This window comes from Bacteroides sp. 51 (assembly GCF_010500965.1).
Taxonomy (GTDB): domain Bacteria; phylum Bacteroidota; class Bacteroidia; order Bacteroidales; family Bacteroidaceae; genus Bacteroides.
The window spans coordinates 1-25,219 of record NZ_QVMI01000045.1 but is presented as its reverse complement, the minus strand read 5'-3'; the positions used below and the strand labels follow the sequence as shown (position 1 = coordinate 25,219).

General features: G+C 40.7%; 18 protein-coding genes, 1 tRNA gene and 2 rRNA genes. 14 read left to right on the top strand and 7 right to left on the bottom strand.

Going from position 1 to position 25,219, the window contains the following annotated elements; translation table 11 throughout:
• The 11 genes from D0T87_RS21900 to D0T87_RS21850 form a co-directional block, all read left to right on the top strand.
• Positions 1-110, top strand: a 23S ribosomal RNA gene (locus D0T87_RS21900); the annotation flags it as partial.
• A 199-nt stretch (positions 111-309) separates the two neighbouring features.
• Positions 310-454, top strand: a 5S ribosomal RNA gene (gene rrf, locus D0T87_RS21895).
• A gap of 288 nt (positions 455-742) precedes the next feature.
• Positions 743-1,333: a hypothetical protein gene (locus D0T87_RS21890; protein WP_163178121.1), complete on the top strand. Its 591-nt coding sequence runs from the start codon at positions 743-745 to the stop codon at positions 1,331-1,333.
• A 68-nt stretch (positions 1,334-1,401) separates the two neighbouring features.
• Positions 1,402-2,247: a DUF2764 family protein gene (locus D0T87_RS21885; protein WP_163178119.1), complete on the top strand. Its 846-nt coding sequence runs from the start codon at positions 1,402-1,404 to the stop codon at positions 2,245-2,247.
• An 18-nt stretch (positions 2,248-2,265) separates the two neighbouring features.
• Positions 2,266-4,026, top strand: a complete 1,761-nt coding sequence (locus D0T87_RS21880) for a V-type ATP synthase subunit A (protein WP_163178117.1) — start codon at positions 2,266-2,268, stop codon at positions 4,024-4,026.
• 72 nt (positions 4,027-4,098) lie between these two features.
• Positions 4,099-5,421 (top strand): V-type ATP synthase subunit B, encoded by a 1,323-nt coding sequence (locus D0T87_RS21875; protein WP_163178115.1) that lies wholly within the window; start codon positions 4,099-4,101, stop codon positions 5,419-5,421.
• Between the two features lie 118 nt (positions 5,422-5,539).
• Positions 5,540-6,145, top strand: coding sequence for a V-type ATP synthase subunit D (locus D0T87_RS21870; RefSeq protein WP_163178113.1), 606 nt, complete (start codon positions 5,540-5,542; stop codon positions 6,143-6,145).
• On the top strand, positions 6,142-7,959 hold the full coding sequence (locus D0T87_RS21865; protein ID WP_163178111.1) for a V-type ATP synthase subunit I: 1,818 nt from the start codon (positions 6,142-6,144) through the stop codon (positions 7,957-7,959). Before D0T87_RS21870 ends, D0T87_RS21865 begins: the two co-directional genes overlap by 4 nt.
• A 36-nt stretch (positions 7,960-7,995) precedes the next feature.
• A complete protein-coding gene (locus D0T87_RS21860) occupies positions 7,996-8,457 on the top strand; it encodes a V-type ATP synthase subunit K (protein WP_163178109.1) in 462 nt (153 codons plus the stop codon).
• 177 nt (positions 8,458-8,634) lie between these two features.
• The gene (locus tag D0T87_RS21855; RefSeq protein ID WP_163178107.1) at positions 8,635-10,311 is read left to right on the top strand and encodes a glycogen/starch synthase; all 1,677 of its coding nucleotides are present in this window, start codon (positions 8,635-8,637) and stop codon (positions 10,309-10,311) included.
• 16 nt (positions 10,312-10,327) lie between these two features.
• Positions 10,328-12,892 carry a glycosyltransferase family 1 protein gene (locus tag D0T87_RS21850; RefSeq protein WP_163178104.1) on the top strand — a complete coding sequence of 855 codons (2,565 nt, stop codon included), beginning with the start codon at positions 10,328-10,330 and terminating at the stop codon, positions 12,890-12,892.
• Positions 12,893-12,998: 106 nt separating this feature from the next.
• Here D0T87_RS21850 and D0T87_RS21845 read toward each other — a convergent pair whose 3' ends face one another.
• Entirely contained in the window at positions 12,999-14,660 is a 1,662-nt protein-coding gene (locus tag D0T87_RS21845; RefSeq protein ID WP_163178102.1) for a putative transporter, read from the bottom strand.
• Between the two features lie 87 nt (positions 14,661-14,747).
• Positions 14,748-16,097: an MATE family efflux transporter gene (locus tag D0T87_RS21840; protein WP_163178100.1), complete on the bottom strand. Its 1,350-nt coding sequence runs from the start codon at positions 16,095-16,097 to the stop codon at positions 14,748-14,750.
• A gap of 243 nt (positions 16,098-16,340) precedes the next feature.
• On the opposite strand from D0T87_RS21840, the gene D0T87_RS21835 reads away from it, so the two are divergent.
• Positions 16,341-16,427: transfer RNA gene (locus tag D0T87_RS21835), tRNA-Ser, on the top strand.
• A 285-nt stretch (positions 16,428-16,712) separates the two neighbouring features.
• Positions 16,713-17,138: a hypothetical protein gene (locus tag D0T87_RS21830; protein ID WP_163178098.1), complete on the top strand. Its 426-nt coding sequence runs from the start codon at positions 16,713-16,715 to the stop codon at positions 17,136-17,138.
• Between the two features lie 144 nt (positions 17,139-17,282).
• On the opposite strand, the gene D0T87_RS21825 is transcribed toward D0T87_RS21830, so the two are convergent.
• The 5 genes from D0T87_RS21825 to potA form a co-directional block, all read right to left on the bottom strand.
• Positions 17,283-18,962, bottom strand: a complete 1,680-nt coding sequence (locus tag D0T87_RS21825) for a putative transporter (protein ID WP_163178096.1) — start codon at positions 18,960-18,962, stop codon at positions 17,283-17,285.
• 282 nt (positions 18,963-19,244) lie between these two features.
• Positions 19,245-20,582 carry an ABC transporter substrate-binding protein gene (locus D0T87_RS21820; protein ID WP_203558759.1) on the bottom strand — a complete coding sequence of 446 codons (1,338 nt, stop codon included), beginning with the start codon at positions 20,580-20,582 and terminating at the stop codon, positions 19,245-19,247.
• Positions 20,579-21,379 (bottom strand): ABC transporter permease, encoded by an 801-nt coding sequence (locus tag D0T87_RS21815; protein ID WP_163178094.1) that lies wholly within the window; start codon positions 21,377-21,379, stop codon positions 20,579-20,581. The genes D0T87_RS21820 and D0T87_RS21815 overlap by 4 nt, the downstream gene beginning before the upstream one ends.
• Positions 21,373-22,173: an ABC transporter permease gene (locus D0T87_RS21810; RefSeq protein ID WP_163178092.1), complete on the bottom strand. Its 801-nt coding sequence runs from the start codon at positions 22,171-22,173 to the stop codon at positions 21,373-21,375. Before D0T87_RS21810 ends, D0T87_RS21815 begins: the two co-directional genes overlap by 7 nt.
• A gap of 39 nt (positions 22,174-22,212) precedes the next feature.
• Positions 22,213-23,616 (bottom strand): polyamine ABC transporter ATP-binding protein, encoded by a 1,404-nt coding sequence (gene potA, locus D0T87_RS21805; RefSeq protein ID WP_163178090.1) that lies wholly within the window; start codon positions 23,614-23,616, stop codon positions 22,213-22,215.
• A 94-nt stretch (positions 23,617-23,710) separates the two neighbouring features.
• On the opposite strand from potA, the gene D0T87_RS21800 reads away from it, so the two are divergent.
• On the top strand, positions 23,711-24,808 hold the full coding sequence (locus D0T87_RS21800) for a TlpA disulfide reductase family protein (RefSeq protein WP_163178087.1): 1,098 nt from the start codon (positions 23,711-23,713) through the stop codon (positions 24,806-24,808).
• The last annotated feature ends 411 nt before the right edge of the window (positions 24,809-25,219 follow it).

Here is a 25,219-nt window from a genome sequence, read left to right as displayed (position 1 = left end):
ACAAGATTAGATTTCTTAGGGTCGTTGTAGACTACAACGTTGATAGGAGGCAGGTGTACAGGTAGTAATATCATAGCCGAGCCTTACTAATTGCCCGTTGACTTTCTTTTATTGAGGGTTGTTATATACTTTTAGTTCTACTAAGAATAATTTGCTTAACTACACGCTATAATCATAGTAAGTAGCACAAAGCATACAAGAATAGATTTGGTTTTTGTATCACCATGTTTTTGACATGTTTGATGCTGTTTAGTTCGTTGATATTGAGTTTTAACTGTCAACTATAAACTGTCAACTGTCAACTGAAATTTAGGTGACTATAGCACAAGGGTTCCACCTCTTCCCATTCCGAACAGAGAAGTTAAGCCTTGTCACGCCGATGGTACTGCGTAACAGTGGGAGNNNTCACGCCGATGGTACTGCGTAACAGTGGGAGAGTAGGTAGTTGCCGTTTTAGTGAAGCCTCGTTATTGATCCGATAAGGAAAGATAACGAGGCTTTTTTTGTTTATACGGAACTGAACAGGTTTCCTTAATTGTTATTTTCGTAGTTTATTTTCTTACGATTTTAATCTTTTTTGGTTGTCTTGTCAACCATTTGTCTTTTTCCATGAAACTTTCCTAAAGAATTCAGTTTTGCGCAATGTTTTTCTTTGTTATAAGATGGTTTTTTGTATTTTTGGTAAAAATTATACGAGAGAGTAAAAAAACTATTTATATAAACTTCTAAAAAGTCCCGTTATATGGAAAATAAAATTCAAGAGCTTACAGATAAGATCTACCGTGAAGGGGTAGAAAAAGGTAATGAAGAATCTAAAAGACTTGTCGAAAAAGCTCAGGAAGAAGCAAAGAAGATTATTGAGAATGCAAAAAAAGAAGCGGACTCTATTCTGGCAACCTCTCGTAAATCGGCAGATGAATTGGCAGAAAATACCAAATCAGAATTAAAATTGTTTGCTGGCCAGGCTGTAAATGCATTAAAATCAGAGATTACGAATATTGTAACCGATAAGATTGTAACAGAACCAGTAAAAGAGTTTGCAGCAAACAAAGATTTCCTGAATGAGTTTATTGTTGCGTTGGCTTCAAAATGGAGTGTTGACGAGCCGATTGTTATTTCGACAGCAGATGCTGATGCACTTAAGAAATATTTCACAGCAAATGCTAAAGCCTTACTTGATAAAGGTGTGAAGATTGAGCAAGTGAATGGTCAAAAAGCATTATTTACTGTTTCTCCCGAAGATGGTTCATATAAAGTGAATTTTGGCGAAGAAGAATTTATGAACTATTTCAAAGAATTCCTGCGTCCCCAACTTGTTGAAATGCTATTCTAAAAATATATATGCATCAAAAGTAATTGTTATTTTGATACCTATTGCTTTTGATGATAAATCCAAGAACTATGAGTAATTACTATTACTTAATAGCTGGTTTGCCCGACCTCACTCTTGAGGACAGTAAACTGAGCTATACAGTAGCCGATTTTAAAGAAGAGATATATCCGAATTTATCAAAAGCAGATAAAGGGTTGATCGACCTGTTTTATCTGAAGTTTGATAATGCGAATGTATTGAAGCTTTTGAAGAATAAAGATGCGGTAATTGATACCCGGGGGAACTTCTCTGCAGAAGAGCTAATGGAATACATTACTTCAATAAAAGAAGGTGGAGTGGTGAGTTCTAAAGATTTTCCTTCTTATCTGATAACATTCATTACTAACTACTATAATGACTCTGCGATAGATGATGATTTCAGATTATTGGAAAATGATCTGGCAGCTTTGTATTACGCGTATGGAATGAATAATAAAAATAAGTTTATTTCCTCATGGTTTGAGTTTAATTTAACCCTGAATAATGTATTTGCTGCATTAGCTGCACGTAAGTATAAGGTAGATATTGCTCAAAGTGTGGTAGGTGATACAGAAGTTACGGAAGCTTTGCGCACATCAGGTGCCCGTGATTTCGGCTTAACGGGAGAAGTGGATTACTTTGATCAATTAGTGAAGATCAGTGAGATAGACGAGCTTTTGGAGCGGGAAAAGAAAACAGATGTGTTGAAATGGAATTGGATTGAAGATGAGACATTCTTTAATTATTTCTCCATAGAGCGCATATTTGCTTTCCTGCTTAAAATAGAGATGATCGAACGTTGGCTGTCACTAGACAAAGAAAGAGGAAGAGAGTTATTCAGAGAATTCATAGACTCGTTGAAAGACGATGTGAGTATCCCGGCTGAATTTAAGTAAATAAAATCTAATAATTATATGGCGACAAAAGGAACGGTAAATGGAATTATTTCCAATTTGGTAACCCTCACTGTTGATGGGCCGGTATCGCAGAATGAGATATGTTATATCTCTACTGGCGGTGACAGGCTGATGGCTGAGGTTATTAAGGTAGTAGGTCAGAACGTATATGTCCAGGTGTTCGAAAGTACGCGTGGTTTGAAAGTCGGTGCCGAAGCAGAATTTGTAGGGCACATGCTTGAGGTAACGTTGGGACCAGGTATGCTATCAAAGAATTACGATGGTTTGCAAAATGACCTGGATAAAATGGATGGGGTATTCCTGAAACGTGGGGACTATACTTTTCCATTAGACAAGGATAAGAAATGGCACTTCAAACCTTTAGTAAAGGTTGGTGATGAAGTGAAAGCATCCGCATGGTTGGGACAGGTCGATGAGAATTTTCAGCCTCTTAAAATCATGGTGCCTTTTACTCAGGAAGGTGTATGTAAGATCAAATCTATCGTAGGTGAAGGTGAATACAGTATTTATGATACAGTTGCTGTTTTAACAGATGAGAATGGCAATGAAGTAAAAGTAGATATGGTACAGAAATGGCCGGTAAAAGTGGCCATGCCTAATTATAAAGAAAAACCACGCCCATTTAAATTGCTGGAAACAGGAGTTCGTGTAATTGATACGTTGAATCCTATCGTTGAAGGTGGTACCGGATTTATTCCAGGTCCGTTTGGTACAGGTAAAACTGTACTACAGCATGCTATCTCTAAACAAGCGGAAGCGGATATCGTAATTATTGCAGCTTGTGGTGAACGTGCGAATGAGGTTGTGGAAATCTTTACGGAATTCCCGGAACTGATTGACCCACATACCGGACGTAAATTGATGGAGCGTACCATTATTATTGCGAACACATCAAACATGCCGGTGGCAGCTCGTGAGGCTTCTGTATATACAGCTATGACGATTGCCGAATATTACCGTGCAATGGGATTAAAGGTATTGTTGATGGCGGACTCAACCTCACGTTGGGCACAGGCATTGCGTGAAATGTCTAATCGTTTGGAAGAGCTTCCCGGACCAGATGCGTTCCCAATGGACTTGTCGTCTATTATTTCAAACTTCTATGGTCGTGCCGGATATGTAATCCTGAATAATGATGAAACAGGTTCAATTACCTTTATTGGTACAGTATCTCCGGCTGGGGGTAACCTGAAAGAACCGGTAACAGAAAATACAAAAAAAGTAGCTCGTTGTTTCTATGCTTTGGAACAAGAGCGTGCAGATAAGAAACGTTATCCTGCGGTGAATCCGATTGATTCATATTCTAAATACATTGAATATCCTGAATTTGAGAAATATATCTCAGGAGCCATCAATGATGAATGGTTAGGCAAGGTAAATGAAATCAAAACCCGTTTACAACGTGGTAAGGAAATTGCCGAGCAGATTAACATCTTGGGTGATGATGGTGTACCAGTGGAATATCACGTAACATTCTGGAAATCAGAATTGATTGACTTCGTAATCCTGCAACAAGATGCATTCGATGAAATTGATTCTGTTACCCCAATGGAACGTCAGGAAGCGATACTCAATATGATCATTGATATTTGCCATACAGAATTTGAGTTTGATAACTTCAATGAAGTAATGGACTACTTCAAGAAGATGATCAACGTTTGCAAACAAATGAACTATTCGAAGTTCAATTCGGAAGCCTATGAAGGGTTTAAGAAAGAGTTGGCAGACTTGGTTGCTGAGAGAAGCGTTAAGAATTGAACATTGTGAATTATAAAATAATGAGTAATTCCAATCGTTAAATTGTAAATTGTTAAATCGTAAATTAATAAGATGGCAACAAAAGCATTTCAAAAGATATATACCAAGATCACTCAGATAACGAAAGCTACCTGTTCACTCAAGGCAACAGGGGTAGGGTATGATGAGTTGGCGACAGTAGACGGTAAACTGGCGCAGGTAGTAAAAATTGCCGGTGATGACATTACGCTTCAGATCTTTGAAGGTACCGGAGGGATTCCTACGAATGCAGAAGTCGTATTTTTAGGCAAAGCACCAACAATTAAGGTGAGCGAACAACTTGCCGGACGTTTCTTCAACGCATTTGGTGATCCTATTGATGGTGGTCCTGCAATTGAAGGAACAGAAGTCGAAATTGGTGGTCCTTCAGTGAACCCGGTGCGTCGTAAACAACCGTCCGAGCTGATTGCGACTGGTATTGCAGGTATTGACCTGAATAATACATTGGTATCGGGACAGAAAATTCCATTCTTTGCCGATCCTGACCAACCTTATAATCAGGTAATGGCAAACGTGGCTTTGCGTGCTCAAACCGATAAGATCATTCTTGGAGGTATGGGTATGACAAATGACGACTATTTATACTTTAAGAATGTATTCTCCAATGCAGGTGCACTAGACCGTATTGTGAGTTTTATGAATACAACCGAAGACCCTCCGGTAGAACGTTTGCTGGTTCCGGATATGGCATTGACTTCTGCTGAGTATTTCGCAGTAGAAAAGAACGAAAAGGTACTGGTACTGTTAACGGATATGACTTCCTATGCCGATGCATTGGCTATTGTGTCTAACCGTATGGACCAGATTCCTTCTAAAGATTCTATGCCGGGTTCTATTTATTCGGATTTGGCAAAGATTTATGAGAAAGCAGTGCAATTCCCAAGTGGGGGGTCGATCACAATTATTGCTGTAACAACACTTTCGGGTGGTGATATTACCCATGCGGTACCTGATAACACCGGATATATCACTGAAGGACAGCTGTTCTTACGTCGTGATAGTGATATCGGTAAAGTTATTGTTGACCCATTCCGTTCACTTTCCCGTTTGAAACAGTTAGTTACCGGAAAGAAAACCCGTAAAGACCATCCACAGGTTATGAATGCTGCCGTACGCTTGTATGCTGATGCTGCAAATGCCAAAACCAAGATGGAGAATGGTTTTGACTTGACCAACTATGACGAACGTACATTGGCTTTCGCAAAAGATTATTCAAATCAATTGCTGGCGATTGATGTAAATCTTGATACAACTGAAATGCTGGATGTGGCATGGGGCTTGTTAGGCAAGTATTTCCGTCCGGAAGAAGTGAATATCAAGAAAGAACTGGTTGATGAATTCTGGCCGAAAGACTAGATTTATTTACAATTAGACGATTTACAATTTACGATTGATATTACTTTATTTATCAATAAAAAGTTTTAATTGTAATTCCAATCGTAAATCGTAAATAATTAAATAGTAAATTTAAAATATGGCTATAAAATTTCAATATAACAAAACCTCTCTTCAACAGTTGGAAAAGCAGTTGAAAGTGCGGGTGCGTACTCTTCCGATCATTAAAAATAAGGAGAGTGCACTACGCATGGAAGTGAAGCGCTGCAAAACCGATGCTGTGAAACTGGAAGAGAGGCTGGAGAAGCAAATCCAGACGTATGAAGCCATGTTCGCACTTTGGAATGAATTTGATCCGACATTGATAAAAGTAAAGGATGTGCATCTGGGTATAAAAAAGATCGCAGGTGTACGTGTACCCATACTGGAAAATGTGGATTTTGATATTCGGCCATTCAGTTTGTTCAATGCTCCCAAATGGTATGCCGACGGTATTCATGTACTGAAACAACTGGCGCAGACTGCTATTGAACGGGAGTTCACTTTGGCAAAACTGAGTTTGCTTGAACATGCACGAAAGAAAACGACCCAGAAGGTGAACTTGTTTGAGAAAGTTCAGATTCCGGGGTATCAGGATGCTTTGCGTAAGATTAAACGTTTTATGGAAGATGAGGAAAACCTTTCCAAGTCATCACAGAAAATATTGAAGTCGCAACAAGAGAAGAGGAAGGAGGCAGAGGTATGATTACAAAAATGAAAAAACTCACATTCCTTGTCTATCACAGAGAGTATAACGACTTTCTGAAAGATATACGTGATCTTGGCGTGGTTCATGTAGCAGAAAAACAGCAGGGCGTAGTGGATAATTCCGAATTACAGGAGAATATTCGTTTGTCTAATCAGTTGGTTGCTACTTTAAATCAGTTCGAAGCGATTAATGCAAAGAGTGAGCAAACTGTAATCCAGACAGAAGGAAATCCTGAAAGAGGAATGGAGGTTCTGAAGGAGGTAGAAGAATTGCAGAATGAGAAAGCAAAACTAATGCAGCAATTGCAAAGTTATGCAAAAGACTCGGATGCTTTACGTCCTTGGGGTAACTTTAAACCTGAGAGTATCCGTGATCTCCATGATGCAGGAATGAATATTGGTTTCTATGTTTGTCCGGAGCGCTTATACAACCAAGACTGGGAGGATGAATATAATGCAGTAATTATTTCTACTATTGCATCTAAAGTTCATTTTATCACCATAACTAAGGTTGGTGAAGATGTGGATCTGGATGTGGAACATGTGAAATTACCAACTCATTCTCTATCTGGAATTGAAGAACTGACTACTGCTACGGAGAAGGCACTGGAAGAGAATAAAAACGAGATGTCTGTTCTTGCAGCAAAAGATGCATCCTCACTGAAAGCAGCAATAACCGACTTACATCACAATATTGAGTTTTCTAAAGTATTATTAAATACAGAACAAACTGCCGGTGAGAAATTAATGCTTTTGCAGGGCTGGGTGCCAGTGACAAAAGAGAATGAGGTAGCGGCTTATCTGGATAAGCACCATGCTTATTATGAAATAGCTAATCCTACACCGGATGATGATGTGCCTATTTTATTGAAGAATCACGGTCTTTTTGCCTGGTTTGAACCTATCTGCAAGCTCTACATGTTACCTAAATACGGTGAAATGGACCTTACTCCATTCTTTGCTCCTTTCTTCATGATCTTTTTTGGACTCTGTTTAGGAGATGTTGGTTACGGGGTATTCTTATTATTACTCGTTACGGGTTACCGGATGTTTGCTAAGAACATCGGTCCAAAGATGAAGCCTATTCTATCATTGGTGCAAATCCTTTCATTCTCTACTATAATCTGCGGATTGTTGACAGGAGGTTTCTTTGGATTCTCACTGTATGAACTCGATTGGCCGATTGCGCAGAAATTGAAGAGTATGGTTTCACTGGATAATAACCAGATGTTCCAACTTTCTCTTATACTTGGAGTTATTCAGATCCTGTTCGGTATGTTATTAAAGATAGCGAATCAGATCATACAGTTTGGATTCAAGTATGCTATAGAAACACTGGGTTGGGTGATTTTATTCTTCTCCATTCTTTTTGCCTCATTCTTCCCGGCGATCATGCCAATGGGAGGTACTGTGCATAAAATTGTAATGGGAGTTGCCGCTGCTATGATATTCCTTTATAACAGTCCGGGAAAGAATATTTTCGTTAATATCGGATTGGGATTATGGAATACCTATAATATGGCTACCGGGCTGCTGGGAGATATCCTTTCGTATGTGCGTCTCTTTGCTTTGGGACTTTCGGGAGGTATCTTGGCTAGTGTATTTAATAGCCTTGCCTTTGGACTAGCCCCGGATAATGTGATTGCAGGACCTATTGTAATTGTGTTGATCTTTGTTATCGGCCATGCGATTAATATCTTTATGAATGTATTGGGAGCTATTGTTCACCCTATGCGTCTGACTTTCGTAGAGTTTTTCAAGAATGCCGGTTATGAAGGTGGCGGAAAAGAATATAAACCTTTTAGTAAATAATTAAACGATAATATAAACAATAAAAATAATTAGATTATGGACATGAATTTATTTATTGCCTATCTGGGCATCGCGTTAATGATTGGTTTGTCGGGTATTGGTAGTGCTTTTGGAGTATCAATTGCCGGTAATGCTGCGATAGGTGCGTTGAAGAAAAATAGCAGCGCTTTTGGTAACTTTCTGGTATTGACTGCACTTCCTGGTACTCAGGGTTTATATGGTTTTGCAGGCTATTTTATGTTTCAGAATATTTTTGATATGCTAAAACCTGAAATGACTGGTATTCAGGCTGCTGCTATTTTTGGTTCTGGTTTGGCTATGGGACTTGTTTGTTTGGTAACGGCTTATCGTCAGGGACAGATTTGTGCTAACGGTATCGTAGCTATTGGTCAGGGACACAATGTGTTTGGTAATACACTGATCGTTTCCGTATTCCCTGAACTTTATGCAATTGTATCACTGGCAGCAACATTCCTCATGGGTAGTGCACTATCTTAATTGAATAATATTGAACAAAAAAGAGATCGTCCTCTTTCGGATGATCTCTTTTTTTATGGGGCTTGCAAACGTTTGTTAGTAAGGCTTAGTGTATATTTTCAATATAAAGTGTTCTTTTTCAATAAATAATCCCTATTTTTGCAGTTCATTTAAAAAAACAGAGTTTTAAAACACTATATGACTAACGAGCGGTTAACTCCCGATTATATATTTGAGACAAGTTGGGAAGTATGTAATAAAGTAGGAGGTATATATACAGTTTTGTCTACGAGGGCAAATACTTTACAAACAAGTTTTCGCGACAGGCTATTTTTTATCGGACCGGATTTGTGGAAGGGAAAAGAGAATCCTTTGTTTATCGAATCAGATAATTTATATGCAGACTGGAAAGAACATGCCTTGAATAAATCAAGGCTTTCGGTAAGAGTAGGTCGCTGGAATATTCCGGGTAACCCAATTGTGTTTCTTGTTGATTTCCAATCCTTTTTTGAACTTAAGAATAAAATATATTCTCAGGCATGGGAACATTATCAGGTGGATTCATTGCACGCTTATGGCGACTACGATGAAGCTTCTATGTTTTCTTACGCTGCCGGTAAAGTGGTGAAGAGTTTCTACTTGTATAACCTGACCCGTAGTGATAAAGTCGTTTATCATGCTCACGAATGGATGACAGGGCTTGGAGCGCTTTACCTTCAGATCAATGTGCCCGAAATTGCTACGATATTTACTACTCATGCTACATCTATCGGACGTTCCATTGCTGGAAACAGTAAGCCTTTATATGACTACTTGTTTTCCTACAATGGCGACCAAATGGCTGCTGAATTGAATATGCAGTCTAAACATTCTATAGAAAAACAAACAGCACACTATGTTGATTGTTTTACTACGGTAAGCGAGATTACGAATAAAGAGTGTGAGCAATTGCTAAATAAAAAGGCTGATGTTATCCTGATGAATGGTTTTGAGGATGATTTTGTGCCTAAAGGAGCTGCTTTTACTGGAAAACGTAAAAGGGCGCGTACGGCGATGCTGCAAGTAGCAAATAAACTGCTCGGAACAAACTGGGGAGACGATACGTTAATCGTAGGGACCAGTGGACGTTACGAATTCAAGAATAAAGGTATTGATGTTTTTCTGGAATCATTGAACCGTTTGCGGAAGGATAAGAGCCTGAATAAGAATGTACTGGCATTTATAAATGTTCCGGCTTGGGTAGGTAGTGCACGTGAAGATCTGAAGGTGCGTATAAAGTGTAATGACAAATTTACAACTCCACTGGAAATGCCGTTTCTGACACATTGGTTGAATGATGCGGCACATGATCAGGTCTTGAATCAAATGCGTTATCTGGGCATGAGTAATCAGCCCGATGATAAAGTGAAAGTAATATTTGTGCCTTGCTACCTTGATGGTAAAGATGGCATATTTAATAAAGAATATTATGATTTGTTGCTTGGACAGGATTTGAGCGTTTATCCATCTTATTACGAGCCCTGGGGATATACTCCATTGGAAAGTATAGCGTTCAAGGTACCTACAGTAACAACAGATCTGGCTGGATTCGGATTATGGGTGAAAAGCCTGAATCACCAGCATGGTATCCGCGATGGTGTGGAAGTATTGCATCGTACGGATAATAATTATTTTGAAGTAGCTGATGGTATTAAAGATACAATATCTTTTTATGCTGCTTCTACGGACGAAGATGTGAAGAAAATGCGAAAACGTGCATCGGAGGTATCCGAACATGCATTGTGGAAGCACTTTATTGAATATTATTATGAGGCTTATGATATTGCGCTACGTAATGCAGAAAAGCGCCTCAATGAATTAGGTATTAATTATTAAGTAAACTGAGTTAGTTATGAAGGTTAAAGTAAGTAATGCGAATACCCCGAACTGGAAAGATGTTACAGTAAAATCTACAGTTCCCGCGGAGTTAGAAAAGCTGGCCGAAATATCGCGTAATATTTGGTGGTCATGGAACTACGAAGCAACTGAGTTGTTTAAAGACCTGGACCCTGAATTATGGAAAGAATCTGGCCATAACCCAGTGCTTCTTCTTGAACGCATGAGCTATGAAAAGCTCGAAGCGCTTTCGAAGGATAAAGTAATCTTGAAAAGAATGAACGAGGTATATGCCAAGTTCAAGGATTATGTGGATGTGAAACCCGACGCAACTCGTCCTTCTGTGGCATACTTTAGTATGGAATATGGATTAACAAGTGTATTGAAAATATATTCAGGTGGTTTAGGCGTATTAGCCGGCGACTATTTGAAAGAAGCATCTGATAGTAATGTCGATTTGTGTGCTGTTGGATTCCTGTATCGTTATGGATACTTCACACAGTCACTTTCTATTGACGGACAACAAATTGCTAACTATGAAGCTCAGAACTTTGGCCAGTTGCCTATTGATCGGGTGATGGGAGCAGATGGCCAGCAGTTGATGGTGAAGGTGCCTTATATGGATTATTTCGTATATGCTTATGTCTGGAAAGTAAATGTTGGACGTATTTCTCTGTATTTGCTAGATACAGATAATGAGATGAATAGCGAATTTGACCGTCCGATTACTCATCAACTTTATGGTGGCGACTGGGAAAACCGTTTAAAACAAGAAATATTGTTGGGTATCGGTGGTATCCTTACTCTACAAGCTTTAGGCATTAAAAAAGATGTATACCACTGTAATGAAGGTCACGCTGCGTTGATCAATGTACAACGTATTTGTGATTATGTTGCAACGGGTATGACTTTTGATCAGGCTGTTGAACTTGTACGTGCTTCTTCTTTGTATACTGTACATACTCCGGTTCCTGCCGGACATGACTATTTTGATGAAGGATTGTTCGGTAAGTATATGAGTGGATATCCACAGAAGATGAATATTACCTGGGATGATTTGATGGGCTTGGGCCGTACAAATCCGGAAGATAAGAGTGAACGTTTCTGTATGTCAACTTTTGCTTGCAATACTTCTCAGGAAGTGAATGGTGTGAGCTGGTTGCATGGTAAAGTATCCCAGGAAATGTTTGCATCTATCTGGAAGGGTTATTTCCCTGAAGAAAGTCATGTGGGTTATGTAACCAATGGGGTACACTTCCCAACATGGAGCGCTACAGAATGGAAACAATTGTATGATAAGCATTTTAGTGAGAACTTTATGTTTGATCAGTCTAATCCTCAGATCTGGAAAGCTATTTATGATGTAGCTGATGAAGAAATCTGGAAGACTCGTCAGGCAATGAAAAATAAATTGGTTGATTATATCCGTAAGCAGTTCCGTGAGTCATGGTTGAAGAACCAGGGTGACCCTTCACGTATTGTGGCATTGATGGATAAGATCAATCCAAATGCATTGTTGATCGGTTTTGGCCGCCGTTTTGCCACATACAAACGTGCTCATCTGTTGTTTACAGACTTGGATCGTTTGTCTGCAATCGTAAATAACCCTAACTATCCGGTGCAGTTCCTGTTTACAGGTAAGGCTCACCCACACGATGGTGCTGGTCAAGGTCTGATCAAGAGAATCATTGAAATCTCTCGTCGTCCGGAATTCCTTGGAAAGATTATTTTCCTTGAAAATTACGATATGCAATTGGCTCGCCGTTTGGTTAGTGGTGTAGATATCTGGTTGAATACTCCGACTCGTCCGTTGGAAGCATCGGGTACCTCGGGTGAGAAAGCATTGATGAATGGTGTACTTAACTTCTCTGTACTCGACGGATGGTGGTTAGAAGGATACCGTGAAAATGCCGGATGGGCGTTGACAGAAAAACGTACTTATCAAAACCAGGAACATCAGGACCAGTTGGATGCTGCTACTATTTACAGTCTGCTGGAAACTGAAATTCTGCCGTTGTATTATGCACGTAATAAGAAAGGATTCTCTGAAGGATGGATCAAGTTTGTGAAGAACTCTATTGCTCAGATTGCTCCTCACTATACCATGAAGCGTCAGCTGGATGATTATTATAGCAAGTTCTATACCAAATTATCACAGCGTTTCAAATTGCTTTCTATTAATGATAATGCTAAAGCGAAAGAAATTGCTGCATGGAAAGAAGATGTAGTTGCAAAATGGGATTCTATCGAGGTTGTTTCTTCTGAAAAGATTGAAGCATTGGTTAATGGCTCTATCGAAAGTGGAAAAGAGTATACCATTACTTATGTGATTGACGAAAAAGGATTGAACGATGCTATCGGTATGGAATTGGTGACTACATATACGAATGCTGAAGGTAAACAACATGTATATTCTGTTGAGCCATTCAGTGTGATTAAGAAAGAGGGAAACCTGTATACTTTCCAGGTAAAACATAGCATTTCTAATGCGGGTAGTTTTAAGGTTGCATATCGTATGTTCCCTAAAAATGCAGATCTCCCTCATCGTCAGGACTTCTGCTATGTGCGTTGGTTCTATTAATAGAATGTTTGTATTCTAATATATTGTTGAGAGGACTGCCCAAATAGGGTGGTCCTTTTCTTTTTAGCTAGGATTACATGGTTTCCTAAAAATATCATCCAGAAATTCAGAGAAAAAACATAAGTATGACTTGCGCCAGAATCACACGCAGAAACATACTAAAAGGATAAACTGTTGCATAAGCCACAGATGGATTGTCGCCGGGTATTGTTTCGTTGGCGAAGTTCAAAGCCATGGGGTTGGCCATACTTCCACAAATCATTCCGGCAACAGAACCGAAATCTATTTTCATTACTTTGAAAGCAAGAATACCGATAATCAGGGTAGGGATGATTGTTAGTCCAAAGCCAAGGCCAATCCACAATAAACCTTCGGGGCGGAATACCGTTTCAAAGAAGGTTCCACCGGTTCTCAGACCCAAACATGCCAGGAACATGGACAATCCCAAGGCACGTAGCATCAGGTTGGCGCTTTGAGTAGTATAGGTAATCATATGCAGGCGTGGGCCGAAAGTACCAATTAAAATGCCGACAATGATAGGTCCACCGGCTAGTCCCAGCTTAACCGGTGTACTGATGCCGGGTATAGCAAGAGGAATGGCTCCTACTGCCAGACCGAGGATTAAACCGATAAATACGGCAACAAGATTGGGCTCTTCCAGGCTTTTTACAGTGTTTCCCAGTACTTTTTCCACGTTTTCAATCGCGGCTTTCTCGCCGATCACGGTTAAGCGGTCACCTAATTGTAAAGTCAATTGGGGTGTTGCCAGAAGCTCTACTCCGGAACGGAATACGCGGCTGATATTGATGCCGTACATATTGCGTAGACGTAAGGAACCGAGTTTCTTTCCATTCAATTCCGGGCGGGTGATGACGATTCTCCGGGATACCAATTGGCTATCTATAGCATTCCAGTCAATATCTTCATTGTTCCAATCGGTGGTTTCGTGCTCGCCAAAGAGTATGGTAAGGTTGGGGACGTTTTTCTCGGAAGTAATAACCAATAGGCGATCTCCTTGTCTGATTATTTTTTCCGAAGTGGGGATAGAAACATTGCCATCTCTCCACATACGGGAAATGACGAATTTGCATCGACTGAGGATGGCAATCTCTTGTATGCTCTTGTTGAATATAGCAGGGTTGTGGACTTGGAAAGCTGCGATATATGGTTTGTTGATCTCTTCTTTCTTCTTTAACTCCAGGTCCTTGGGACGTACAAGCAGTTTTCTTATAACAATAATAGCAAGAATAACCCCAAGGACCCCTAATGGATAGGCCACAGCACAAGCCAGGGCGGGAGTATTATTATCTACGCCCATTTGTAGAAGGGTTTGTTGAGCAGCACCCAGGGCCGGAGTGTTCGTTGTGGCACCACATAATAATCCAACCATATCGGGAAGGGAAACCTGGGTGGCGTAGCTGCCGATGATGGTTAAAGCCGTGCCTGTCAGAACAACAGCAATGGCAAGTAGATTCAATGTAAGCCCTCCTTTATTGAAAGAACTAAAGAAACCGGGACCCACTTGCAGACCGAGTGCATAGACAAAGAGAACTAATCCGAAACTTTCTGCATAGTTCAGTACATAAGGGTTGATAGCAAGACCGAAGTGGCCGGCAAGGATGCCAATGAAGAATACGAAGGAAACACCTAATGATATTCCAAATACATGGATTTTTCCTAATCCAAGCCCTATGGCGCAAATAAGCGAAAGGACAACGATGGCTTGCAGAGCCGATTGTTCAATAAGTAAACTATATAACCACTCCATTGCACGGGTTTATGTTGGTCGAATTATGGCACAAATATAGAAACTATTTATGGATAAATATGTGGAATGTCTTTAGATTTCTCATGCCTATTTGACAAAGCTCTTTTGTACCCATTTCATACCATACCAGCGGCGGATGAATATGGCGCCACGTATGTTTTCATCCAGGGCAAAAGCCGCCCACATTCCAGCCAGTCCCCATCCCCAATGTATGCCAAAGAGATAACTACAGCCCACTGCAATACTCCACATCACGACTAAACCTACGTAGAACGGATAATTCACATCGCCTGCAGCTCTCAGGGCGTTGGTTGCAAAGATATTGATTGGACGGCCGATTTCGAGAATAATGTCGATAATGAATATGATTGCCCCCATCTGAATGATTTCGGGGTTGGTGGTCAGTAATCCTAATATATTGGTACCGAAAATGGCCAGGATGCAAGATAGTGAAACGGTTATAAGAACTGCTTTTTTGGCAACATACTTGCCAAGAAGGAAAGCAGCATGCGGTTTGTTTTGCCCAATGAGATGCCCGATACAGATGGCACCTCCCTGTGCAATGGCAATGCAAAAAAGGTAGGAGAACATAATAATGTTGACACAGTAGGTTCGGGCTGCCAGAGCTTCCGTGCCCAGCATGTTGATGAAATAGGTGATAACTACCTGTGAGGAGCTATAAGACAGTTGCTCGCCGGCGGAGGGCATTCCGACTTTCAGCAGATTTTTCAGTTCAACGAATGGGAAAGGTCTGAAGTAAGCCAGGGGAAAGCGCGGAATATGTTTCTTGAATAAGATAATGAAAAGGATAATCATGGCTACTCCGCGGCTGAATGCTGTAGATATAGCCGCGCCTTCTACACCCAGTTCGGGGCAGCCGAATTTACCAAAAATCAGAGCATAGTTGCCAATGATATTCAGGATGTTTACCACTACGGTAACCATCATGGGATAAATAGCCTTGTTTGCACTGCGCAATGATGCGGAAAGCGTCAGGGATATGGCCTGAAAGAAGGCAAAGGCACCTACAATGCGCATATAATCTATACCATCGGCCATAAGTTCCGGGCCGAGTCCCATGACTTCGAGTATGCCGCGGCTCATAAAGAAAAGAAATGCGCTGATAATGCCCCCAACCAGTAGATTGACAATGAGCGATACACCTACAACCTGTACCACTCTTTTCTCCATTTTAGCACCGATGTATTGTGAACAAAGGACAGATGTTCCGAGGTTAATGACCTCGAAAACCAGAAAGGTGAGCATGATGATTTGGTTTACGACTCCAACCGCGGCTACACTCGTGTCGGAATGCCTGCTAAGCATCACCACGTCAATTGCTCCTAACAGCATAATCAGAAGAGTCTCTATGAAAATAGGGGCTGCCAGTTTGAATAACCTTTTCCGGATGCTTTCTTGTTGGATTCTCTGTGTCACTTTCTTATCTGTACTTTTCGGGGTGCAAAGTTATTCAAAAAGGCGGTCATTAGGTTTGATTTAGATCAATAATATAGATGGATATCCGGTTGTAGTGTTAAATTTTCTATAACGTTATTCTTTGACTGCTAGCGGGTTAGTGAATTGTGTTAAGATTCGGTTGAAAAAATGTATTCGAAAGATTTGCGTAGTCCAAAAGAACATTCTATATTTGCACCGCATTCGAGGGAGAATGCGGTTTAAGGAAGTGTGGGTGAGTGGCTGAAACCACCAGTTTGCTAAACTGACGTACGGGTAACTGTACCGGGGGTTCGAATCCCCCCGCTTCCGCTTCAAAGGGTATCTTAGGATACCCTTTTTTCGTTATATTCTTGTATTTTTCTTTTCATTATTATATCTTCGCACCGGATTAGGATTATCGTATAGTGGCATAAAAGTAATAGCTTAAACCCTTTTATGGCAATCTAATAACATGCAAACACATTAATAATTTAGAAAACAATGAAAACTAGAGCAATTTTGTTATTCGCATTTCTTTTTATTTCATCTTTGGTTTATTCACAAACCAACTTCAAGGTTCAAAACTCGTTTTTTGGTTGTAAATTTGGTTCCACCATGGAAACAGTGACTGAGGGTATCAAGGATTATGGCTTTAAAGTACAGCGACAGGGTAATGGAGTATTAAAAGCATATGATTTGTTATTTGCCGGATATGGGTTCCAGACTACAACATTTAATTTTGTATCGAACAAACTTTTCTGTGTAGAGTTCTCGCAGCACTTCACTGCCAAGAATAGTGCATTTAACAGATATAACGAGATTAAGAATGACTTGACCAAGAAGTATGGTCAGCTGAAGGATGGTTCTGACGAAGAACTGCATTATTATTATTGGAGTGATGATGATAATACGGTAAGTATCTCGATGTCGAAGAATGTGGAATTATCCAGAGCCGGTGCATCTTTTTTTTATGTAAACCTGATCTATATAAACAGAGAACTGAGCAGGAAAGAAAGTGAAAAGGGAATAGGGGCATTGTAAACAACAAACCTTTATCTTCTTTATTCTTGCGCGTTTGAGTATTTTTTCTCAAGCGCTTGAGAAAAGATACTCAAGCGCTTGAGAGTAAATCGTTCATATTCAATTGACTTATGAAACAGCCTCTAAAATTGTATAGATATGTTTTTATGCGTAGAAAAACAATATCAGTAATTGTGCTGATAACACGCGTAAGAACATTGTCAATGGATACACTGTGGCATAACCTACTGCCGGCGAATCGTTTCCTGCTGTTGCGTTGGCATAGGCCAGGGCAGGAGGGTCTGTTGTGCTACCTGCAATAAGTCCCATCAGGGTGAAATAATTGATCTTGCAGAAATAGCGGCCGATACATCCTACGATAAGCAAGGGGATGGTGGTGATAAGGAATCCATATCCGATCCATGTATATCCACCTTTGTTTACAATTGTATCTACAAAACCTTCTCCTGCACTTAATCCCACACAGGCAAGGAACAAGGCAATACCCACTTCGCGGAGCATCAGGTTTGCACTAAGTGTGGTATAAGTAATCAGCTTATATTTATATCCGAAGCGACTGATAAGGATAGCTACAATCAGCGGACCACCAGCTAAGCCGAGTTTTACCGGTTGTGGAATACCAGGGAACACGAAAGGAATACTACCCAGTACAATACCTAATGCAATACCCAGGAAAATAGTAACCAGGTTTGGTTCGTTAAGGCGTTTCATAGAGTTGCCCAGCAGTTCCGTTACTTTGGCAATGGCTACTTCACTACCTACTACGGTTAGTCTATCTCCCATCTGTATAGGCAATCCCGGATTGGCCACAAGATCTACTCCGGCACGATTTACGCGCGTAACATTCACACCATGCAAACGGCGCAGCTGTAGACTTCCCAGACGTTTGCCGTTCAGCTCAGTCTTGGTTACAACGATACGGCGACTGATCAACTGACTTTCTGTTGGAATCCATTGCTTGCGATCCATTTCAATCTCTTCGCCAATGAAAGTTCTGATTGCTTCTGCGTCCAGTGCTGTAGTGATCACAAAAATCTTATCATTTTCATGCAACCTGGTATTAGCATCTGCTATGTCAATTTTGTGTGTATCACTATACTGTACGCGTGAGATAACAAATTCACGTGGTTCCATAAGGCGCGAAATCTCTGCAATTGTATGTTCAAATACTGCCGGATTTTTCACTACTAATGATATGGCAGCAGCCTCGTGGTTTTCCTTGTTGGCTTCTTCTGTGAGTTTATCTGTTTCTTTGCTTAAATTGATACGGAATACATAGCGAACAAAAAGCAGAGATAGGATAATACCTACTACCCCAAGCGGATAGGCTACGGCGTATCCCAGTGCAATAGTCTCATCTCCCGTTCCAAGCACATCGCTGTATGCTTGTTGGGCAGCTCCTAATCCGGGAGTGTTGGTTACGGCTCCCGACATGATACCTACCATGGTTGACATCGGTATCCCGGTAACAAAATGTATTATAATCGTTGTTGCAACGCCCAGAAATACGATGCTACATGCCAGCATATTCAGCGTTATTCCTCCTTTTTTGAATGAAGAGAAGAACCCTGGGCCAACTTGCATACCCACTGAAAATACAAACAAAATTAATCCGAATTCTTTGAAGAAATGAAGAAGTTCAGGATGGACATGGAAACCAAAGTGGCCCAAAAGAATACCCATAAAGAGTACTAATGTTACACCTAAAGAAATGCCGAAAATCTTTATTTTTCCTAGCTGAATACCCGCGGCAATAACTACGGATATGATCAGGATAGAATGCCCTATCCCGCTGCCCCATAAGAGGTCTTTAATCCATTCCATTTTTAAATTTGTTGTTTGTTAATTCTGTAAGAGTCTGTTTTAATTTTCCACAGAATAATTATTATAGGTTGCTTTCGTTTTTTCTTTAGTACTCTTTTTGTCTGTTTCTTCTCTTTTCGCGGCTCAAATAGCCCGCTATTTTCGCCTTAAAAAGAAAACAAATAGCCTAAAAATAGCACTAAATAAAAGAACGAGTAAAATTTAAACAGGCTCTAAATAAAAAGCCCGATTTTGAAATCGGGCGCAAAGGTACTAATAATAAGATGCATAAACAAAGAATATTTATCTTAATCGTGTTTTACGACGTGCGCGAGATCTGGCAGAGGCACCTTGCCGCCTTTTGTATTTCTTGTACCGTTTATAAATAATCCATCCACTCATTACGGCTACCGATGCAAAGATGAGTATGGTGATTCCTACACCGAGGTTATCACCTTTTATGCGCGACCAGATGGCAAGTACTTCTTCTGTTTTGTCGCCAAAATCACGGATCATGGCACAACGCTCCACTACCGACTTATCCGGATACTGGATACGATCTACTTGTACACTGTCGGCTTCCGGACCAAACAAATAACTTAGGTCGGAATAGTAATCCAGTGTTTCATCTATTTTCTCTTCCAGAATTTCGGGGGTTGCAATGGCGCTAACATAGCCTATCTCGTCCATATTACGCAGTGCTATATCCGAGCGGCACATATAGTTGATAAAGTAGCTGGCGGCTTTTCGGTTGCGGGCATATTTGGGTATTACCCACCCGTCATACCAAATGTTGCTTCCTTCTTTCGGCACTACATAATCCAGTTCAACTCCTACCGCTTCAGCCTCTTCAATAGCCCATACAGCGTCACCACTCCAGGTCATATTGATCCAAGCCTTGTTTTTAGTCATCATTTCCTTTCCGAAGTCGGCTTCCCATCCGGCTATATTAGGCTTCATAGCTTTGAGATACTCTTCGGCTATTTCCATAGCGCGAGGGGAATAGTCGTTCATGAGATCCTCAACGGTGATGCTCCCTTCTTCCAGCTCCTTGGCATGAGCATAAATTATAGCTGTTCCGTAGGCATCACGATAGCTTTCTTTCATCAGAATTTTGCCCGCATATTTCGCGTCCCACAGGCATGCCCATGTTTCGGCATCCTCTTCGGGCACATACTTGGTGTTGTAGAGTATCCCTGCCGTTCCCCACATATAAGCAACAGCATAATCGCTTGCTTTCCTTCCCGGTTGGCTAAGTTTGTTTATCTCTTCCCGAATATAAGGCGCTACATCTTTTATGTAATTAGGCGTGTTACCAAATGTAGTGTCGATCGGAAGTAAAAGATCCTTTTTCAGCATTCGTTCAATGATGTATTCAGATGGGCAAACCACATCAAAATCTTCATGCCCGCGCTCTATTTTGGTGAGCATAATTTCATTGATATCGAATGTCTGGTAAACGATCCGGATATCTTCGCCGGTTTCTTCTTTATAATAAGCTTTAAAATCTTCTAATACACTCTCATCAATGTAGTCTGCCCAGTTGTATATCTTCAATACACGTTCCCGGGCATCCTGAGAATTGTAGCATCCGCTTAAGAGCAGAGCAAACATTAGGCTATAGAGTATTCTTTTTATCATTTGTTCTGCCTTTCTCTTTGTTTCTCGGCCCGCTTATTGATGATGATAAGCAGAGCCAATACGGTCACGAAAATAATAGTCGATAGCGGACGAAGTTCAGGGGTAAGCCCCCCTTTACGTGCATCGGCGTAAATGTAGGTCGATAAGGTTTCAAGCCCTTCATTACCGATAGTAAAGATCGTTACCGCAAAATCGTCGATAGATAATGTTACCGCAAGAATGAACCCACTGATCATTCCCGGACGGATTTCCGGAATGATAACTTTCCGCAAGGCTTGCATAGGAGTTGCCCCCAGGTCAAGTGCTGCTTCGTAAATATTAGGATTCATCTGTTTCAGGCGAGGCAATACACTGAGTACAACATAGGGTGTACAGAAAGTGATGTGTGCCAGTACAACAGTAGTGTATCCTTGAGATATACCTAACGAGACGAATAATAGGAATAGGGAAATACCTGTGATGATATCGCCATTCAGAATAGGAATGCTATTCACTAACCCGATCGCTTTCTGGGTACGTGCTTTCAGGTTGAATATCCCAATAGCCGCAATGCTGCCCAATAATGTTGAGGCTGTGGCAGCTATTAAGGCTATACTTATCGTGTTCAGCAGCGCATTCATTAAAGAGTGATGCGTTCCGGTATGAAACAACGATGTATAGAGTTTGGTCGAGAATCCTGTCCAGTTACCCAACACTTTGGCTTCGGTAAAGGAATAGATCACGATGATAATAATAGGGGAGTAGAGCAGAAGCAGCAATAGCCACAAATATCCCTGTGCCAGTATTTTCTTTACCATAGTCCACCTCCTTCGTTAGTATTGTTTTTATCGTCTGTACTGAAAAGTGAGGTCGCAGCTATGAGAAGTAGCATGATGAGTGATAGCGCTGCACCATAATTCCACATGCTGTTATTGATGTTTTCCTGAATGGTGGTACCAAACAACTTAATATTGTTCATGGTTAACAGTTCGGCTATGGCAAAAGTCGATATCGTCGGCATAAATACCATCATGATACCGCTCATAACTCCGGGCATGGAAAGTGGCAATACCGTTTTGAAGAATACCTGTACAGGGTTGGCTCCTAAATCCTGTGCTGCTTCAATATAACTCTTATCCATCTTTTGCAGTGTATTGTAGATGGGGTAAATCATGAAGGGGATAAAGTTGTAAACCATACCGAAGATCAATGCCCCTTCGCCCAGTGGCAGGTCGAAAAAGTCGAACAGCGCAACTGTTGCCAGTGTACGTACCAGGATATTTACCCACATAGGCAGAATGAAAAGCATAACCATCGTATAAGATTTGTTTAGCTTACTATTACTTAAAATCCATGCGGCGGGATATCCTAACAGGATACACAAAGCGGTAGTGATAATAGCTATCCCGATAGAGTACACAAATGTATTAATGGCTTCGGGGTGTGAGAAGAATTTGGCGAAATTGCTCAGCGTAAGTCTGCCACTTTCATCTGTGAAGGCATAAACTACGATCAGCAGTAGTGGGATAACTACGAATATGGCTGCAAATATAACGTAAGGGAGTGCCCAACTCTTACGCGAAAATAAAAAGACTGATAGTTTCTTGTTCACTTCCTAATCAAATTGAAAATTAAAACTTGGTCGCTAAAGCTAAGGTGTCTGCATAGAACCCTGGCTGCGGTACCTTACCGCTATGTTGTCCGGAGGAATCGTAATACCTACACGGTCTCCATCATCCCACACATCGTTGGTGTCTACATATACATTTTCGTCCCAGTCGGAGAGAACGGTGAGATGATAGTGATCACCCTTGTATAGAATGAATTTGACTTCGCCAGTTAGTGCTCCATCTTCTTCATTATCTTGAAGGATAATTTTATTGAAATCAACTTCTACCCATACTTCGCTACCCGGATCAATTCCGGTAACAGGTTTACATTCGAATGTCGTTCCTAAGAATTCAATATGGTTTTCGTCTAATAGTTTACCTTCAAAGGTGTTGCAGGTGCGCTCTTTCTTCATAATATGAATATCGAACGGTTTTACGATTAATCCCACTTCTTCACCTACCTGGAACTGGTGGTAATCCTGAACGAGGAATTCATACCCATTGCACAACACGGTCATTTCATAATGTACCCCTTTGAAGATGGATGATTGCACTACACCACTAAGTTGTGCTGCATCTGAAATGGGAAAAATATATAAGTCTTCCGGCCGAATAACCACATCTACCGGAACATTTTCGCCGAACCCTTCATCCACGCATTCAAATTCAGTGCCGCAGAAACGTACCAGTTTATCTTTGATCATGGTTCCGTTAAGGATATTGCTTTCACCAATGAAATCGGCTACGAACGAGTTGATTGGCTCATTGTATATATCCGTTGGGATTCCGATTTGCTGAATACGTCCTTCGCTCATCACTACAACGGTGTCGCTTAGCGTTAGCGCTTCTTCCTGGTCGTGGGTGACATATACAAATGTGATCCCCAGACTTTTATGCATTTCTTTCAACTCCATCTGCATATCCTTTCTCATTTTCAGGTCGAGGGCTGCCAATGGCTCATCGAGGAGCAATACTTCGGGTTCGTTAACGATGGCACGGGCGATGGCTACGCGCTGTTGCTGTCCGCCGGAAAGAGAATCTACATCTCTGTATTCATAGTCGGTCATCCCTACCATTTTCAGTGCTGCCTTCATCTTTTTCTCAATCATCTGCTTAGGCATCTTTTTCAGCTTCAGGCCAAATGCGATGTTTTCATAGACGTTGAGATGGGGGAAAAGTGCATATTTCTGGAAAACAGTATTTACAGGGCGCTTATGTGGTGGTATTTCGGTAACCTCTTTACCCGCAATTTTTATCTCACCTCTGGATGCCGTTTGGAACCCTGCAATAATACGCAGCAACGTTGTTTTTCCACATCCCGATGGGCCAAGTAAGGTGATGAACTCACCCTTTTTTACTTTTAAGGTAATATCATCCAAAGCCGTTTTGTCTCCGAAAAACTTTGATATGTTGTTTGCCTCGATAATATAGTTGTTTTCTCTCATAGCCACCTTCTGAAATTTGGGGTTCAAAGTTACATATTTCCTCAAAAAATAGTCTATCTTTGCGTTGTTATTATTCAATTAAAACGGATTAAATATGAAAAAGTTTACTTATCTGTTGGCTGTCGCTGCTTTTGGGCTGGCTTCTTGTACATCTAAGGGTTACAAGATCACAGGAACTATGGAAGGTTCTATGGATGGTGATACAGTATATATTATGGAGCGCGCAAACAGAGAGTTTGTACGGGTGGATTCGACAGTTATTGCAGATGGTAAGTTTATTTTTACCGGTGTACAGGATTCTGCGGTGAATCGTTATATCACCTATATGGGTGAGGATGATTTGCAACCATCATATCTGGATTTCTTCCTTGAAAATGGAAACATTAATATTAAGATGGTGAGAGCGGAAGGCGGTGATGTTGTTTCCGGAACTCCGGCTAATGATGCATATCAGGCATTTAAAGATAAACTGATGGCTGTTTATAACAAACAAAAAACGTTATCGGCAGAATTGTCATCTGCGACCGAAGAAGAGAGGGCAGCTAAGATGGAAGAGATGAAGGCGTTGGACAACGAGCAGGTGACTGTTATTAAAGAAGGTATCAATACTAATATCTCCTCGCCTTTAGGTCTTTTCTTGCTGAATTCCTATAATTACTACATGGAGTACGAAGATCTGGGTCAGATTTTATCTACTCTTCCAGCTAAATATCAGGGTGACGAGCGTGTTGTTCGTTTGAATAATCTGGTAGAAGTTGCAAAAGCAACAGCAGTAGGGCAGAAGTTTACGGACTTTGAAATGAATGATCCCGAAGGTAATCCAGTGAAACTGTCTGATTATGCCGGTAAAGGTAAATTAGTTCTGGTTGATTTCTGGGCAAGTTGGTGCGGACCTTGCCGTCGTGAAATGCCTAAACTAGTTGAGGCTTATGCGAAGTATAAAGATAAAGGCTTTGAGATTGTAGGTGTTTCTTTAGATAGAGATGCTGAATCCTGGAAAAAAGGCCTTGAACAAATGAATATGACCTGGCCGCAAATGTCCGACCTGAAATTCTGGGAATCGGAGGGGGCGAAGTTGTATGCTATCCGTAGTATTCCTCATGTGATGCTAATTGACGGTGAAGGTACAATCATCTCACGTGGTTTACATGGAGAAGAATTGCAAGCTAAATTGGCTGAGTTGCTTCAATAGAGGTTAATAAAATAATTATTCCGCGAGGATGTGTCATAATTAGTAAATCCACTTCGTCATTGGTAACGTAGTGAAGCAATCCAGTTTGTACGCTTTGTGAGCTGGATTGCTTCGGGTAACCCCTCGCAATGACGTGACAAAATAGACTTGACACACCCTCGCGGAATTGTTTCATTGTTAAATATCAATTGTATACAATATATTAAAATATTGTTTTTATATTTGTTCCAACTAAAATTATTTGATGTTTACACTTAAAGTTAAGAAGGCTTCGGTATGTAAATAACTTGTGAGAAATCACAAGTTATCCTTTGTAAGCGTCCAAAAATGACGTCTTGATGTTTATTTCTGTTTTTCTTAGTTTCGCGCTGTATAATTCTAATATTTTATTTTATGTACAGCGACAGTGAT